This window comes from Oscillatoria nigro-viridis PCC 7112, from assembly GCF_000317475.1.
In the GTDB taxonomy this organism is placed as follows: domain Bacteria; phylum Cyanobacteriota; class Cyanobacteriia; order Cyanobacteriales; family Microcoleaceae; genus Microcoleus; species Microcoleus nigroviridis.
On record NC_019729.1, the window covers coordinates 6,313,221 to 6,327,928 of the forward strand.

Below are 14,708 nucleotides of genomic sequence, written 5' to 3' on the forward strand. Positions count from 1 at the left end.
TCATCCGAAACAATAGTGAGTAAAAATACTCAATAATCTCGGTCACGCTGGCATCACGAGCGTTAAGAATTCCTGATAATAGACGTGAGGGCGTGAGTTAAATCTGATGTAGGTTAAAATTGCGCTCGTCACAAACCAAGTTTATGACCTCACTGTTACCTGAGTGATGACGAAAATGCCTTAATTGCGATGGCAACCATAGTCAATCATCACCAAAAATAGTGGGTAGTGATTTTTTGTAAAGGACAGAGGAAAACAATCTCTCTTATTATCCAATCCCCATTTTTTTTCTGATTTGTTGGTTGTCTTCGTGGATGAAGTTCCAAATTGCCCCGATCGGATTCTCTCGCTTCTTTGAGAATGATAATGTCTTTCTTACTAACCTTGATATTCTCTGTCTTAACCTGTTGTTGAGTCTTTCAATATAACTCGTTAATCCCGTCTCCTTTCCTACCGCAAAATGTCTTTTGCTTGGCACTACCTTTTCATACGCCTCCCAGATGTCCGTATACACTGCAGGCGCACTGCTTATATACCCCTGGTAATGAATCCCAGAGTTGCGAAAGCTGATGTCCGCGAACGGTCTCCAATCTCACATCCGATGATTTCTCTGGTTCGAGCATCTATTGCGAGCCAGACCCATTGCTTGTTCCCTTTATTGTCCACAAATGACCACAACTCGTCGATTTGAACCGTCAGCTTCCCTTTTTCTTTTGGCACTACTTCTGCTTGCTGCTCTACCTGTTGATAATATTTGTTGACATAATGCAAGGAGCCAGCTTGCTGACACACCTACTGCTCTGACTATTCCGGCTAATGGGATTTTTTCCAGTAATAATAATTTTACCAATGCGATGGTGTCTTTGTCTTTTGGTTTCCACTGTGGATTCTCCACAAACTGTCTTCCACAGTCTCGACATTTATGGTGAAAGCTTGCCTCTGCGCGTTGTCCCATTTTTCATAATGTCATCAGAGCCACACGTTGGGCAACTTAAATCCAATTTCATTCCATCATTCCTCTCTCACGAAAGTCGCTCTATTTGACTATTTTTATCTGTACTTTACAAAAAAGCACTACCACAATGATTACTGGATGGTCAGGAATGGCAAGTTGTAACAATCTAATTTTGGCTTGGTAGGGGTTAAGCCCTGTTGTTTCGCAGTCTATACCGATGATTTTTCCTTGTTAGAATGCTTGAAGGGCTGTTGCAAGATTGAAAGCAGTATCGATCAGTTGGTAGGGAGTTTTAAGTGTAGCTTGCAACTGAGCTATTTTAAGTTTATTGGGTGTCAAAAAAGTTGGGATAGCGGTTGATATTTCAGGCTTAACGGGCGGATTAGCTCTCATCATTACTTTTGTTTCTAAAGCAGAGTAAAAGGAGCCGGGGCTGTCAATAGCTGTCCGGTGTTTTGAGTAACGCTTGAGGATGTCTTGTGGAGTTAAGAGTTTCATTGCACGATCGCCAAAATTTTTCAACCGCTCGCTCGATCGGTTGAAAACATAAACTTGCTTTGCTCAAAATGTTGGGTGCGATCGCTCGATCGAGTCAATCGATTTTGGATGCAAGGATTTTGGATTGACCCCGATCGCAAGAGGGCGAGGCTTGAGGATTTTAAATTTTGGATGCAAGGATTTGTAGAGTTACTTTAACAATTGCTCAACCCGCTTGTACGCAAGAGCGAGTTTTTTGGTAGTATAATAACAACAATTGCTATTCCCTGTTATTCAACTCAAAATGGAATAGCCCAAATTACAGGAGGACTCAGGCATCAACGTGTCTTTGACACCGGAGTTAGAGCAGTACGCCCAGGAGAAAGTGTCAAGCGGACTGTATTATTCTGCCAGCGAGGTGATCCGTGAAGGATTGCGCCTGCTGAAAGAACGGGAACAATTCCAACAAATTCGCTTGCAGGAATTGCGGCAGGAAATTCAGGTAGGGCTAGACAGCGGTGAAGTAACTGGACTGGATGGCGTTGCTGAACTATGGTATGATGAAGTTGTCCTCCGAGCGTCAAAAATAACACAAATTTAAAAGCAATATTATGAAATGCCCCGAATGTAATTCTACTCATATAAATAAAAATGGTCATAAAAAAGGCAAGCAGAATTAGATTTGTGTCCGATGTAAAAGACAATTTATAGATGATTATAAGCTTCAAAAAGGATATCCCAAAGAAGTTAGGCGTGAATGTCTAAAAATGTATGTTAATGGTCTGGGTTTTCGAGCAATTGAAAGAGTCAAAAATGTACATCATACTACAATCATTAATTGGGTAAAAGAAGCCGGAAAACTCTTACCATATTTTTACGAACCAGAAACAAATCCCGAAGTGGGAGAATTAGATGAATTACAAACATTTGTGGGTTCAAAAAAAACCAAACCTGGCTGTGGACAGCGGTAGACCATTTTAAGCCAGGTATTTTAGGATGGGTTTTAGGCGACCATAGCGCCAAAAATTTTGAACCACTATGGACGGAAGTTAGTAAATGGGAATCCTACTTTTATGTAACAGATGGCTGGAAAGTTTACCCAAATTTTATTCCGGAGGGAGACCAGAACCCACCGCAAAACCTATATGACAAGAGTTGAAGGTGAAAATACAAGACTCAGACATTACGCAAGCTCGGTTAAAAAGAAAAACTCTTTGTGATTCTAAGTGTGAAAAAATGCTAAGGTATTCAATTAAATTACTAATTCATTATCTAAAATTTGGAGAGGTTCCAATTCCCCATCAAAATCCCGGAAATCATTTTCGACTCCCCTCCCGTATTTTTGCTCGTATCATACCCTAATTCAGCAACGCCCCATTTTTTTGGTCAACGCCAACAGAAGAAGTGACGTACACCAAGATTTCGGGTATACACCAAAGACGGATATACACCAAACTCAGACAGGCATCTTGGGGTTGGTTGCGGAATGGGGGTTGCAAATTTTGGCTGGAATTCTAATCCGTGCGAAGTTAACAGCGATTCCCAATGGGGGTGTTAAGTTTTGTGTCGTTGATAGCCTCCCATCACAGCATCGTAGGGGCCAGGCTCAGAACCGCTGCGAGCGGCAAGAATTTTTTGCAGAATAGGGGTAAGAACCAACTCAGCAGGAGAAATACCCAACCACTTACATAAAGCTAAAAAATCCTCAAAGTGGATTTTTGTCACCCAAGCTGGATTTTTAATGTAAGCGTTTTCAGCCTGACAAATAGCGACAATGCGGATACCCTTGTGTCACGCGGTTCATTGATAGCGCATCCTCAGTGCAGACGCATTAATTGACACTCTCCTGGCTAAAGCCGAGGAGATTCTTGATTCGCAGAATCGACTTGCCGGTGCAGAATTACTTCAACATCGGTAGCGGTCAATTCTCCACAAGCGTTCGGATCTAAGATCCAAGTTCCGACGTGCCCCGCCGTACTCAATCCCCGACTCAGGATATTTTTAGCTGCGTTCCAGTCACGATCTAATACGCATCCACACCGACAAGCGTGGGTCCGCGTTGAGAGACTTTTCTTAACAATTGTTCCGCAACTAGAGCATTCTTGACTTGTTCCGTTAGCTGGTACGGCAATCGTAATTCTTCCGAATACTTTGCCAAAATATTCCAGCCAAATTCGGAACATATACCAAGAAGCGTCGTTAATCGATTTTGCCAGACAGTGATTCTTCACCATATTTTTAATCATCAAATCTTCGTAGACTACACAGTCGTTAGACTGGATGACGCATCTTGCCAACTTCACGGCAAAATCTTTACGCTGTCTGCTGATTTTGAGGTGGCGCTTCCCTAGAATCGCTCTAGCCTTTTTTCTGTTTTGTCGAACCCTTGACTCGTTTTGTAAACTCGTTTTTGGGTATTTCTTTCAACCTGCGTTCTCCCTTGCGGAGGAAACGCGGGTTATCGACTGCAATGCCATTTGAGTCAGTGTAAAACTCTTTAAGTCCTACATCTAACCCGATGGCGTTACCCGTGATTTCAATCTTTTCAGAACGGTCAACTTGAATGCAAAACTGGACATAATATCCGTCTGCCCGTCTCACCAAACGTACTCGTTTGATTTGACTGCGCTGAGAGAAATGTAAGTCGCGCGTTCCTTTTAATTTAAGTTTGCCGATTCCTTTTTTATCGGTAAAAGTGATTGATTTCCGGTCATCTGCCAGACGCCAGCCCGTAGTTTTGTACTCTACCGAGCGGTTGTCTTTCTGGAATTGCGGAAACCCTTTTTTTCCTGGGACTTTCTTTTTGCAGTTGTCGTAGAATCGGGAGATTGCCGACCACGCTCTTTCTGAGCTAGATTGTCGAGCCATGCTATTCAATTCGTTGCAAAACGGAAATTCCTTAGCTAAAACAGCGCTATACTTGTTCAATGCGTATTTATCAACTTTTTCGTTTTCCATCCAAAACCGCAGTGCTTTGTTTCGGATGAACTGCACTGTTCTAATCGCTTCATCTACAGCGTCAAATTGCTGCTTTTTACCCGATGCTTTGAACTCAAAAACTAACATGACTTCGACCTCATCACGATAGTCTTATGCTACCAGAGTCGGCTTAATATCCCTCTAGTTGTTCACCAAGATTTACATGGTTTTACTTGACAGCGCCATCCTGAGAGCTCAGAAAATAGACTGGGAGGCTAAAGCCTCTTTGTCCCTTTCATCCCCGGACTAAAGTCGCGGGGTTTTCAGGGTATTATTTATAATTAATCGAACTTTAAATGTTCAGCCCGTCAAAAATAAAATACTTGGCGGGCTGCGAGTGCTATTTTGCTTTGTCGGGTGTTCTGAGAAAATATTGATACCCCTATCATTTCTCAGAACATGAACTATTCTACTAAACTGTCGCGCCGAAAACTGCTGCTACGTTTAGGCGGAAGCTTGTTAGCTGCCACAACAATTTCTCTCCCATCCGAAGCCGCGAAAAAAGGAAAAAGGACTCGCAGCGAGCCATATTATCCGCGAAACCGACACCGAAATTACGACGACTCAACCCCCTCCCCGACACCTTCTCCCACTCCGGCTGCCCCGGAACCCTACCGTGCCACTTCTCCTGTCGTAATGTTGGGAGTCGGAGGAGGACTCCTTGGTGGATTTGGTTTTCTGGGCGCATGGTTAATAAAGATGAATCAGAAATCCACCTCACCAACTCCAAGCCCGGTAGAGCGACGGGTGGTAAAACCTGCTAAGCAAGCAGCCCCTGAAATTGCTGACTGGTACGTGTTCCGATCGGGTAAGCCTGAAGGGCCGTACACCGCACTGCAACTCTGGGAAGTTCAGAAAATCACAGATCGCACAAAAGTTCGGCGAGGGGAAGCTGACTGGCAAAAAGCCGGTGAAGTCCCAGAACTAGCAAAATATCTCAGTAAAAAATAAGCATACATCCTGGGTACAACAGATTAAAGTTTATTCTCAACAAACGGCCAGTCAGTATCAACAACGTGGCTTTTTAAGCTCTCTGGGGACTGAGTTAACCGCATAGCAGGGAATTCAGGCTGTAGGTCGTTATATCTCTATTTCCCGATCTAAAGCCAGAGTCGGAAACTTTGGGGGAATTTTTTTCGGTAGCAACGATAGAGTAGGGTACGAGTGGAGGTAATTGAGCGGACATCAAAGGAATTTGAGATTTTGCCTAAACCCAGGATTGTCGAGCGTACTTTTGGCTGGCTCAATCAGTTTCGACACTTGAGTAAGGACTTTGAACTATACACCCAGACCAGTGAAGCGATGATTTACGGGTCGCTCATCCGTTTGATGACCCGCAAGTTGTCTGCTTAATCTTTTGTTTACAAATTAGCTCTAATATAATAAGAACGTGAAAATCAGGTACTTACCCTATCTAGCAGCCTTGTTAACAGCGACGCTCGTTTTAGCGATGGCCGAGCTATTCATTCGTTTAGAAAACGAACACTTCCAGCAGAGAAACCGCGTTGCTGTACTAGACCAACTGAGCACGGTGAGAGCTAAGCTTGAAGGGTCTTTAAACCAGCGATTATTTGTAATGCAAAGTTTGGTAGCTTATATTTCAGTAACCAATCCAAATATTAGCCAAGCAGAGTTTGAAAATTTGACTAGAGTTATCTTAGCCAAACAACCCGGTATTCCTAGCGCTGCATTGTTCAAAAATTCAATTGCAACCCATCTTTATCCTTTAGCAGGTCAAGAAGGTGCTTTAGGATTTGCACCCCTGAAAATACCAGAAGAAAAAAAGCCATTTCAAAGAGCAATTGATACTAGGAATACTGTAGTTTCGGGACCAGTTAAATTAATCGAACAGGGTAATATGGCTTTGATTACTCGTACCCCAATTTTTCTGACTCCTGTCGGCAAACCTCCTGAAAGCGGTCGCTATTGGGGAATGGTAAGCATTGGTATTGATTGGAATATTTTATTAAAAGAAGCGGGACTATTAGACTCATCTGCCAAGCTTAAATATGCGATTCGGGGGAAAGATGGATTAGGCGCTGCGGGAGAAGTGTTTTTTGGAAATGCTAAGGTTTTCCAGCAATCGCCTGTTACTTTAGAAGTAACTTTACCTAATGGTTCCTGGCAGTTAGCAGCTATTCCCCAAAATGGTTGGATTGAGAATTCACCTATTTTTAAGAGGTTGTGGATAGCTGCTAGTTTTAGTGCTATATTAACGGGAGGTGCAATATTTGTTTTGGTAAGTACGCCAGCAAAACTAAGAGAAAGAGCTTTACAGTTAGAATCTCTTTTGGAGGAACTACGACGTACCCAAACAATGATGATTCAAGCTGAAAAAATGTCGAGTTTGGGTCAGATGGTAGCAGGTGTCGCGCATGAGATTAACAATCCAGTAAACTTTATCCACGGTAATATTAGTTATTCCAGCGAGTATGTAGCTGATTTAATTCGTTTGTTAGATTTGTATCAAAGATACTATCCCGAACCTGCCCAAGAAATTAAACTAGAAGCTGATAATATAGACTTAGAATTTTTAGTTAAAGACTTACCAAAAACTATCAACTCGATGAAATTCGGAACCGAACGCATCCAGCAGATCGTCCTGTCATTACGTAATTTTTCGCGTTTAGATGAGTCGGACCGCAAAAAAGTAAATCTCCATGAAGGCATTGATAGTACGCTATTAATTTTGCAAAATCGCTTAAAAGCTAACTCGCATCACTCGGAAATTAGAATTGTGAAAGAATATGGAGATTTACCAGCAATCGAGTGTTATGCAGGACAATTAAACCAGGCTTTTTTGAATTTAATCAACAACGCGATCGATACTTTGCAAGAGAAGCTATCGTCGCCGAATTCTCAGGATCTATATTTCATTCCGACGATTCAGATTGCTACTCAACTTAAGGGCAAAATGGCCGAAATTAGGATTTCAGATAATGGATCGGGAATGAAAGAAGAAGTCCGACGGAAAATATTCGATCCATTTTATACTACTAAACCAGTAGGCAAAGGTACGGGAATCGGCTTATCAATAACTTACCAAATTATAGTAGAGAGACACGGCGGAAAAATCGAATGCGTCTCCGAACCAGGAAAGGGAACGGAATTTGCGATTGCTATTCCTTTAACTAACAAGAATTAACCCTCTTTTGTCACTATAAGCAGAGGAAAAGTGGAAATCAGGGATATTGAGGTTTGGAAAAATTGAACGACTTAAATTATTGACAAGCATTTGAAGTTTAAAAAAGCCCTCGGATAACTTAGGAACAGTAAAAACTTGTAGCCAAGGTTTAATCAAGTTAAATAGTACAAATGGTTGAAGTATTAAACGGAGGTTGTTAAGAATATTCTTCCACCCATTTCCTCGATCCCACCCTGGATGTGATGAAAAATTAGATTCAGATTGTGGTGGTAATTTTAGCAGTTGTTCAGAGTGGAGACTAACCATCAAATAAGCGCTAAAAATAATTTCCCACCATTTTTCTATTTGTGGATAATTAGTTAAGCGAAAATCTGCCCATCCTAATTCGTTTTTACTTTGCTTCAAACCATATTCTACCCAAGTTCTTAAACCATAAAAATTACCTACTTCTCTGGGTGTAATGTTGGGAAATTTACTCATTACATACCAAGTAGTGTTTTTGGGCAGCGCCTCTTTATCAGTTGTGATTTGCCAATATTTAATTTCCGGATTATCACCACAAATAATGTAATAGTTCAAGACATTTTACTGAAAACAGATAACGTGTTATTCCGGAAAGAGAAGTATTACTCACCTTCTGAAAAGAAAACATACTTAGCATCGTTACTATCCGGATATGATGGAGAGTTTGGCCCGGGAATAAAAGCGTTAGTTATGAGCCTGTATTACGGGGGAAACATGACTCAAGGGAAGCTATTAGATTTTTTAAGCAATATTGGGATTTCCATGTCAGCCGGTTATTTATCAAATCTGCTGGTAAATAATTCATCAAAGTTTGAATCAGAATTTAACGAAGTGTATGTATCCGGATTAGCAAGTAGCCCCTGGCAACACTTAGACCAAACAAGTGCGCGTGTTAAAGGAGTAAATCACACTACAAATATAATTGGCAACCCATTATATACAGTTTATTCTACAACCTTAAGAAAAGACCGATTAAGCGTACTTGGAGTATTACAGAACAACCGAGAACTTAAGTTTATTCTATCTCCACTTACTTACCAGCTATTAGATAAGTTCAATGTACCCCAGAAGTGGAGCCATCAAATTAAAGGATTGCTAAGAGAAATTCCGTTGAAGGGTGATGAGTTTAACTCCTTGCTGAATCAAAATCTGGGTTCTGCTGGCTCTCAACATCGTACCAGGATTTTCGAGGCAGCAGCGATTGCTTTTTATGCTCAGCAATCCCAGATTCCGGTAATAAAAACTCTGGTGACTGATGATGCACCCCTGTTTAAATTACTCACAGATGATTTATCTTTATGTTGGGTGCATGAAGCAAGACATTATAAAAAGTTAAGTCCATTTGTTACTTGTCATCAAAAAAAGTTAGACAAGTTTCTTGATGATTTTTGGGATTACTACCGAGAATTATTAGCTTACAAAAACTCTCCATCTGGGTTAGAGAAGCTCAGACTCAAATCAAATTTTTTGGAAATTTTTGGCAGTCTAAGTGGTTATGAACAATTAGATGAACGAAAAAAATTAACTTTGAGTAAAATATCTGAATTGCTTTTAGTTTTGGAGCATCCGGAATTACCTTTACATAATAACCCTGCCGAATTAGCTGCTAGAACAATCGTGCAGCGACGAAATATTAGTTATGCAACCCAAACTTGTGAAGGAACTAAGGCGATGGATGTTTTCATGTCTCTGGTGGCGACTACCCGCAAATTAGGAATTAGCTTTTTTGAATATATGAACGACCGTATTTCTCACCGGGGAAATATTCCATCTTTGGGGATGATTATTCGTGAACACTCTTCTCTTTGTTCTTTCGGTATGTCCTGGGATTATTGAAGAAATTCAAAAAAATATAAATGCTCTGAATTATTGCTCCTTGATTCCTTTAATAAGTGTCGTATAAACCCACGGTTAATTGTGACTTTAGTGGCTAAAAAATACTATGACATTCTTGATTTTATGATTGATAATACGTCATATTTTACCATGCTGTGCCTAAATTGTGAACCTTCTTTTTTTGCTGTGACCCCGATTTATTGAGCGGATACGAATACTGTTTAAACTTGTGCTGTTTTTAAATTCTTAGCAGCGACAGATATGTGATGAATTATACAAAATGAGCCGTTACTGGCAATTCTCGCGGACGAGCGATCGCCCCCAATGAATTCAGGAAACAGATTCACCGCCACACTGCACAAAATATCTGGATTCTCAAGCTGCGAGTCTTCGTTGGCCCGGAGATCGCAAAGCTGCCTTAATTAACACAAATAAGGGCTTTGCAAGAAAATCCCAAAAATATATCCTTGAGAAACAACAATAAAAACTTGCTCGCTTATTGTAGCCCCGGTAACAACACGTATGCCTGAAGTTATAGTCCACAGCCAAGTCTACGGGACGATCTAAATCAATAGGGTGATGTGCCAGTGTGGGGGTGTTAAGAGGGGCGATCGAAGAGGAATGTTCCCCGAGCGATCGCTTCCCAATCGGGGAGTGTAAAACCTAGGAAGGCAAGGAGTTGGAGACAATGCTGAACTTTTTGAGTTTAGGAGAGTAGCATTAGCACTAAACTCTGCCGTATTGTGGAAAGCGAGCCAAATTTGTAACAGTTCTTAACTATAAATAATTCTGCCAAAACTGCTAGCATAGTGACACTTTTGCTAGCAAAAACAGATAAAGTAAATAAAGTTGGCTAGCTCTAGACGCTCCGATCCCCATCCTGGGGATATTGAATCAATTTGATTCATACAAAGTGGTTTTAGAGTTACAATCGGAACCAAAGCATCGCTATTTAACTGAGTTCTTTACTTACTTTTACTTTCAGCTATGAACGTGGATTTTATCAAAGCCCAAGTCAGGTTGCTACAGGGTGCAAGTTCATCGGAGCGAGAAACCCTTATTAAAAACATCGGCGTCTGTGCTGGCGTGATCCGACCGGGAGAGTACGTGACTCCGCAACGGAAGCACGCTATCACTCTCTGGCTGCAAACAAATGCGGTTCGCCTCCGGCTTCCCCAACTTCCTCTGGACTTATCAGGCCAAAAGCCTTAACAGGGAAGTAATCAAGAGATAGCGACAGAATCAAAGAAATTAGTCAATCTTACCTAAAAGTGCGTTTTTATTGAGCTGTACAGGATCAATGAAACACGATTAAGATTGAAAAAATGTTTGTAGGGAAAGTTGGGCTCGAAAACACGCCTGTGGACAAGAAGCGGCCGACCGCCTTGGCAGACACAGGAAGTGAACGTCAAACCTGCTCTAAAAGTAGATTTGAGTAAGTTTCACAGAAAGGATTATTCTGCACAACTATAACCTGGGTTATTTGCTTTTAGATTTGAGATTCACGATTTAGCTGGTACTGGATAAATTTGCTATTTGTGGATCGCCTGAAAAATTATCCTATTCAATAGGTATAACTAATTACAGGGGCAGTCATTGAACTGCCCTTACTTTTGAACCCCGATGCGAAACTGGTGCAAGTTACAATAAACGCATCTACTTGCAGATAGAGTTTAGGTGAACTTTCCTGTAAGCAGCAGCGGCTCTATATTATCTGGTAGGTTCGAGAGAAGGGGAGAGGGGGAGAGGATTTGACGAGCTTTAATAGGGAATGAATATCATCAAACAGAACGAGTTATAGCAATCCTTGCAGGAGTCGTACAAAGATGTAGGGATAGTGCCTTTCTTTGCCTACCCCTGCCTCATGGGGGCAACCACGAGGGGTTTGCCCCTACAAGAATTACACAAAGGATTTAGGATTGCTATATTACAATTCACTTGCTTTCTAATATATTTTTCCACAAAAATTCTGTGAGCAAAAAACAAAAATTTCCTTATTTAGTTGGTTCCCGATGGACTTCACACCAAAAAACTTGGGGGTGGCGGCACTTTCAAGTGGTCAACCGAAAAAACGAAGGTAAATGGGTATTTGCAGAAATGGTGGCGGCTTGCGATCCAAATGTCCGTTTTTGGGTGAACGCCGCACAGCTCAAAGACCGATCGCTCTGGCAAGCTGGATGGCAGTCTACGCAAGAATTAGAGGAATTAGAAACGGCAGACTAAAAGACAGGGCTGTGGGGCAGAGCGAGCGGAACTTCCGCCGCCTGCTGCTATAGTTCCGATCCAAACCAATACGGAGTGAGACTTTCCCGGTTTTGAAAAATTTTTTACATGACTGCAAGTCCTGGAAACTCTGATGTAGCAGCGTTTTTGCTTAAGTATGTCGGTGGGAAAAATCATAAGTATGTAACAAAACATTAAGTACGGCGAGCCGAACTCAATTTAATGTTTTTTGTATGGTGGTTTCCTTTTTTCCTCGCTTGTCGTGTCCTAAATTAAGCCAAATGACAGAAGCTGCCAGATAAATTGCACCTAAAATGTTGGCAGCGCGTTTGTGGTAGCGGGTTGCGATCGCTCGGTACTGCTTGAGATTGACTAAGGTCGATCGTCCCATATTTCCAGCGGCACAGGGCGCAACCTTCCCGCTACTTCTACACTGGGCCAATTCGGATCGAAAGTCAAATTTTCCAACGTTCCATCGCTGTGAATTACAAACGTATCCTCAATTTTTGCTCCCGACAAACTCGGATTCCAAGCCACAGCCATATTTTCTGCCAAAATATCTGAAGTACCCGGATTCGCCACAATTTCCCGCGCCAAATATCCGGTAGTTCCGCCTTGATGGTGTTCCGCAATTGCTTGAGGATATCCGTGCTCTTCATAAGCAGTTTTAAGCGTATCATAAACCGCATTCAGCCTAACTCCCGGCCGGCAAAAATTTAGCGCTGTGGCTTCAATTTCCCTGACTTGTCGGTGCAACTCTGAATGCTTTTCCCCAAGAAAATCGAAACAGACAAATCTAGTTAAATTTGCATACAAACCCCATCCCCTCGCGCAAAATACTAACATTGCTTGTCGTCCAATTGGTTCGGCGGTTGCTGTGGCGTGGCGGTACAGCGGCAAACGCCTTTCTCCAGCAACTAATGTCAGGGCTGGATGCAAACCTCTCGCCCACAAAGCTTCTGCACCGGCTCCCGCTAGCTGATATTCTGTCCATGTTGGTTTTGCTGCGGAAAGTACCTCTGTCATCGCTTCGCTGGCTAGACGCCCGACTCGCCGGTATCGCTCTAATTCGCTTGACATCATTGCCTGTTTGCGGGATTGTAGAGATGCGATTATTGGTGTTTCTTGGGAATTTGGCCGATCGCTCATGACGTTACCGCCACCAGTAATTTCTTTGACGAAAGCTTCGCGCTGTGCAACATCAGCCCAAGGATAGATGTGCAGTTGAAAGTTGGCTGGCAATTCTTCATCTTGCAAGCGTTGAGCTTCGATTTCATCGGTGAGAACCCAAGCTGTTTCGGCGGTGATTAAAAGTTCTGCCACTCCGGTTTCTGCGGTTAGCAATACTGTATGGGAACCGCCGGCTGTGGCCCAGGCAAACCAGTCAGTGCCTCGCAAGCGAAGGGCGATCGCTTTTGTTTCGGTTAAGGCTTTGCGGATGAATTCGAGTTTGCTGTCAACTTCTGGGTTTAATGAGTTTATCATATATGGAAGAAGGAAGAAGGAAGAAGGAAGAAGGAAGAAGTCAACTCCCCCTGCTGCCCCTGAAGGGGGAAGGAAGAAGGAAGAAGGAAGAAAGTCACTGATTTTAGTTAACATTTCCTAAATCTAAAATCTGCGATCTCTAAAATCTAAAATCTAAAATCTAAAATCTAAAATCGATAGATACTGCTTGCAATTCTTTAGCTTTTTCTTCGGGTAAAGCGTCGTTGGCAAACATTCCGGCGGCGAGTTCGGTTCCTGCTAGGTATTTTAATCGATCGCTCGATCGATAGGGCGGATAAAATTGGGCGTGCAAATGCGCTTCGGGATGGGGCTTCCCGTCTGTGGGCCCTTGAAACCAAGCCATCAAATAAGGGAACGGGCGATGCCACAAACCGTCGTATTTGAGGGTGACTGTTTTTAAGGCCTTAGCGAGTGATTGCCGCTGTTTTTCCGTCAAATCGATAAATGTAGCAGCGGGGGCGATCGGGGCCATCCACACTTCGTAAGGGTAGCGGGCACAAGCGGGGACAAAGGCGATCGCCTCTTCGTCTAAATAAATAATTCGCTGTTTGTCGGAAATCTCTTTTTGAATCAAATCTTGCAGCAAACCGCTACTGTTTTTTTGATAGTAAACCGACTGACATTCTAACATCCGTGCCGGCACCGGTGGGACGAACGGATAAGCGTAAATTTGACCGTGGGGATGGTGCAAAGTTACTCCGACTTCCACACCGCGATTTTCAAAGGGCAAGACGTATTCAATTTCGGGATTGCTGCCGATAACTGAAGTGCGATCGGCCCATACTTCTAACAGCAATTCCAAGTGAGATAACTCCAAAGCGCCGAGGGAAGCCAGGGGATCTTGAGTGAAAACCACGACTTCGCAAATGCCTTTAGCTGGCAAAGTTTCGACAATACTTGCAGGTGCATTTTTTGCTTGCAAAGTCATCGAGGGAAAGCGGTTGTCAAACACTGCTACATCGTAATCTCCCGGCGGCAATTCTGTCGGAAACTTAGGGTTAATTGTAGCTGCTAGCGGGTTGTATTCCGGCGGCGGCATGAAAGTTCTTCCCTGACGGTGGCTGGCGTATGCTACCCATTCCCCCCGCAAAGGATGCCAGCGAAAGTGCGGGTTTGCCTGTACGGGTTCATTGCTGGGACTTACGGCCGCGATACCTTCTGGGATTGGGTAGCGGCTGTACAGTGTGAGTGGGCGGCCGTCGGGTTTTAGCAATGTTTGGGCGTACATTTTTTGTAGGGCGGGCGATCGCGTTTAATATATGTTAGGAGTATAACTTCGTGCTTTGAGAATCCGCCCCTACCTAAAGTCGCAAATTATGTTAACAAGTTTAGTTTGCAGTACCAACGTCAGCCGATCGTCCGCCAGTCCGCCAGGGGTTGAAACCCACGTTTAGCTAAAGTGCTCGCTATGAGGACTCATGAGTTGTTGAGTCGTATCTAAGAGGAGTTTAGCTTTGACAGGACTTACGCAGGCCCCCTATATATAGTGTTCCCAAACAGGGAGCTCCTTTTTATCTCATCAAGAGCGATCTTCACGAGATTAAAAACTTGATGGTTCAAAAA

13 protein-coding genes and 4 pseudogenes are annotated in these 14,708 nt (G+C 42.8%); 9 read left to right on the forward strand and 8 right to left on the reverse strand.

Features of this window, described 5'->3' with window-relative positions; translation table 11 throughout:
* Nucleotides 1-268: 268 nt before the first annotated feature.
* Nucleotides 269-1,007: pseudogene (locus OSC7112_RS37320) on the reverse strand (IS1 family transposase).
* A 179-nt stretch (nt 1,008-1,186) separates the two neighbouring features.
* Nucleotides 1,187-1,453: a hypothetical protein gene (locus OSC7112_RS26305; protein WP_041622747.1), complete on the reverse strand. Its 267-nt coding sequence runs from the start codon at nt 1,451-1,453 to the stop codon at nt 1,187-1,189.
* 54 nt (nt 1,454-1,507) lie between these two features.
* On the opposite strand from OSC7112_RS26305, the gene OSC7112_RS40200 reads away from it, so the two are divergent.
* The 3 genes and pseudogenes from OSC7112_RS40200 to OSC7112_RS36215 all read left to right on the forward strand — a co-directional run bounded on the left by OSC7112_RS40200 (nt 1,508) and on the right by OSC7112_RS36215 (nt 2,794).
* Nucleotides 1,508-1,651 carry a hypothetical protein gene (locus OSC7112_RS40200; protein ID WP_190274271.1) on the forward strand — a complete coding sequence of 48 codons (144 nt, stop codon included), beginning with the start codon at nt 1,508-1,510 and terminating at the stop codon, nt 1,649-1,651.
* Nucleotides 1,652-1,775: 124 nt separating this feature from the next.
* Nucleotides 1,776-2,033 carry a type II toxin-antitoxin system ParD family antitoxin gene (locus OSC7112_RS26310; RefSeq protein WP_015178738.1) on the forward strand — a complete coding sequence of 86 codons (258 nt, stop codon included), beginning with the start codon at nt 1,776-1,778 and terminating at the stop codon, nt 2,031-2,033.
* Nucleotides 2,034-2,043: 10 nt separating this feature from the next.
* Nucleotides 2,044-2,794 (forward strand): annotated as a pseudogene (locus OSC7112_RS36215) (IS1 family transposase).
* Nucleotides 2,795-2,986: 192 nt separating this feature from the next.
* Here OSC7112_RS36215 and OSC7112_RS40205 read toward each other — a convergent pair.
* Both OSC7112_RS40205 and OSC7112_RS26320 read right to left on the reverse strand, forming a co-directional pair.
* Complete coding sequence (locus tag OSC7112_RS40205) at nt 2,987-3,157, reverse strand: hypothetical protein (RefSeq protein WP_190274272.1); 171 nt, start codon at nt 3,155-3,157, stop codon at nt 2,987-2,989.
* A 125-nt stretch (nt 3,158-3,282) separates the two neighbouring features.
* Nucleotides 3,283-4,498: pseudogene (locus OSC7112_RS26320) on the reverse strand (RNA-guided endonuclease InsQ/TnpB family protein).
* Between the two features lie 312 nt (nt 4,499-4,810).
* On the opposite strand from OSC7112_RS26320, the gene OSC7112_RS26325 reads away from it, so the two are divergent.
* The 3 genes from OSC7112_RS26325 (at nt 4,811) to OSC7112_RS34775 (ending at nt 7,556) form a co-directional block, all read left to right on the forward strand.
* Nucleotides 4,811-5,362 (forward strand): DUF4339 domain-containing protein, encoded by a 552-nt coding sequence (locus tag OSC7112_RS26325; protein ID WP_015178739.1) that lies wholly within the window; start codon nt 4,811-4,813, stop codon nt 5,360-5,362.
* A gap of 213 nt (nt 5,363-5,575) precedes the next feature.
* Nucleotides 5,576-5,764, forward strand: a complete 189-nt coding sequence (locus tag OSC7112_RS42480) for a transposase (protein WP_051041557.1) — start codon at nt 5,576-5,578, stop codon at nt 5,762-5,764.
* A gap of 37 nt (nt 5,765-5,801) precedes the next feature.
* Nucleotides 5,802-7,556 carry an ATP-binding protein gene (locus OSC7112_RS34775; RefSeq protein WP_015178740.1) on the forward strand — a complete coding sequence of 585 codons (1,755 nt, stop codon included), beginning with the start codon at nt 5,802-5,804 and terminating at the stop codon, nt 7,554-7,556.
* On the opposite strand, the pseudogene OSC7112_RS41285 reads toward OSC7112_RS34775, so the two are convergent.
* Nucleotides 7,539-8,123 (reverse strand): annotated as a pseudogene (locus OSC7112_RS41285) (IS701 family transposase); the annotation flags it as partial. The gene OSC7112_RS34775 and the pseudogene OSC7112_RS41285 overlap by 18 nt on opposite strands.
* Before the next feature lie 36 nt (nt 8,124-8,159).
* Here OSC7112_RS41285 and OSC7112_RS34780 point away from each other — a divergent pair.
* The 3 genes from OSC7112_RS34780 (at nt 8,160) to OSC7112_RS26355 (ending at nt 11,639) form a co-directional block, all read left to right on the forward strand.
* Nucleotides 8,160-9,416, forward strand: a complete 1,257-nt coding sequence (locus tag OSC7112_RS34780) for a hypothetical protein (RefSeq protein ID WP_223300924.1) — start codon at nt 8,160-8,162, stop codon at nt 9,414-9,416.
* Nucleotides 9,417-10,403: 987 nt separating this feature from the next.
* Nucleotides 10,404-10,628 carry a hypothetical protein gene (locus OSC7112_RS26350; protein ID WP_006635912.1) on the forward strand — a complete coding sequence of 75 codons (225 nt, stop codon included), beginning with the start codon at nt 10,404-10,406 and terminating at the stop codon, nt 10,626-10,628.
* A gap of 759 nt (nt 10,629-11,387) precedes the next feature.
* Nucleotides 11,388-11,639 carry a TIGR02450 family Trp-rich protein gene (locus OSC7112_RS26355; protein ID WP_015178741.1) on the forward strand — a complete coding sequence of 84 codons (252 nt, stop codon included), beginning with the start codon at nt 11,388-11,390 and terminating at the stop codon, nt 11,637-11,639.
* 214 nt (nt 11,640-11,853) lie between these two features.
* Here OSC7112_RS26355 and OSC7112_RS40210 read toward each other — a convergent pair whose 3' ends face one another.
* The 3 genes from OSC7112_RS40210 to galT all read right to left on the reverse strand — a co-directional run bounded on the left by OSC7112_RS40210 (nt 11,854) and on the right by galT (nt 14,373).
* Complete coding sequence (locus tag OSC7112_RS40210) at nt 11,854-12,030, reverse strand: hypothetical protein (protein ID WP_190274454.1); 177 nt, start codon at nt 12,028-12,030, stop codon at nt 11,854-11,856.
* Nucleotides 12,012-13,124, reverse strand: a complete 1,113-nt coding sequence (locus tag OSC7112_RS26365; RefSeq protein WP_015178742.1) for a M24 family metallopeptidase — start codon at nt 13,122-13,124, stop codon at nt 12,012-12,014. Before OSC7112_RS26365 ends, OSC7112_RS40210 begins: the two co-directional genes overlap by 19 nt.
* A 160-nt stretch (nt 13,125-13,284) precedes the next feature.
* A complete protein-coding gene (gene galT, locus OSC7112_RS26370; RefSeq protein ID WP_015178743.1) occupies nt 13,285-14,373 on the reverse strand; it encodes a galactose-1-phosphate uridylyltransferase in 1,089 nt (362 codons plus the stop codon).
* Between the last annotated feature and the right edge of the window lie 335 nt (nt 14,374-14,708).

Bases quoted from the DNA above. Each gene is read 5' to 3' on its own strand.
- OSC7112_RS26305 (WP_041622747.1), bottom strand. From the start codon at position 1,453: ATGAAACTCTTAACTCCACAAGACATCCTCAAGCGTTACTCAAAACAC.
- OSC7112_RS26325 (WP_015178739.1), top strand. From the start codon at position 4,811: ATGAACTATTCTACTAAACTGTCGCGCCGAAAACTGCTGCTACGTTTA.
- OSC7112_RS26350 (WP_006635912.1), top strand. From the start codon at position 10,404: ATGAACGTGGATTTTATCAAAGCCCAAGTCAGGTTGCTACAGGGTGCA.
- OSC7112_RS40210 (WP_190274454.1), bottom strand. From the start codon at position 12,030: ATGGGACGATCGACCTTAGTCAATCTCAAGCAGTACCGAGCGATCGCA.
- OSC7112_RS26365 (WP_015178742.1), bottom strand. From the start codon at position 13,124: ATGATAAACTCATTAAACCCAGAAGTTGACAGCAAACTCGAATTCATC.
- galT (WP_015178743.1), bottom strand. From the start codon at position 14,373: ATGTACGCCCAAACATTGCTAAAACCCGACGGCCGCCCACTCACACTG.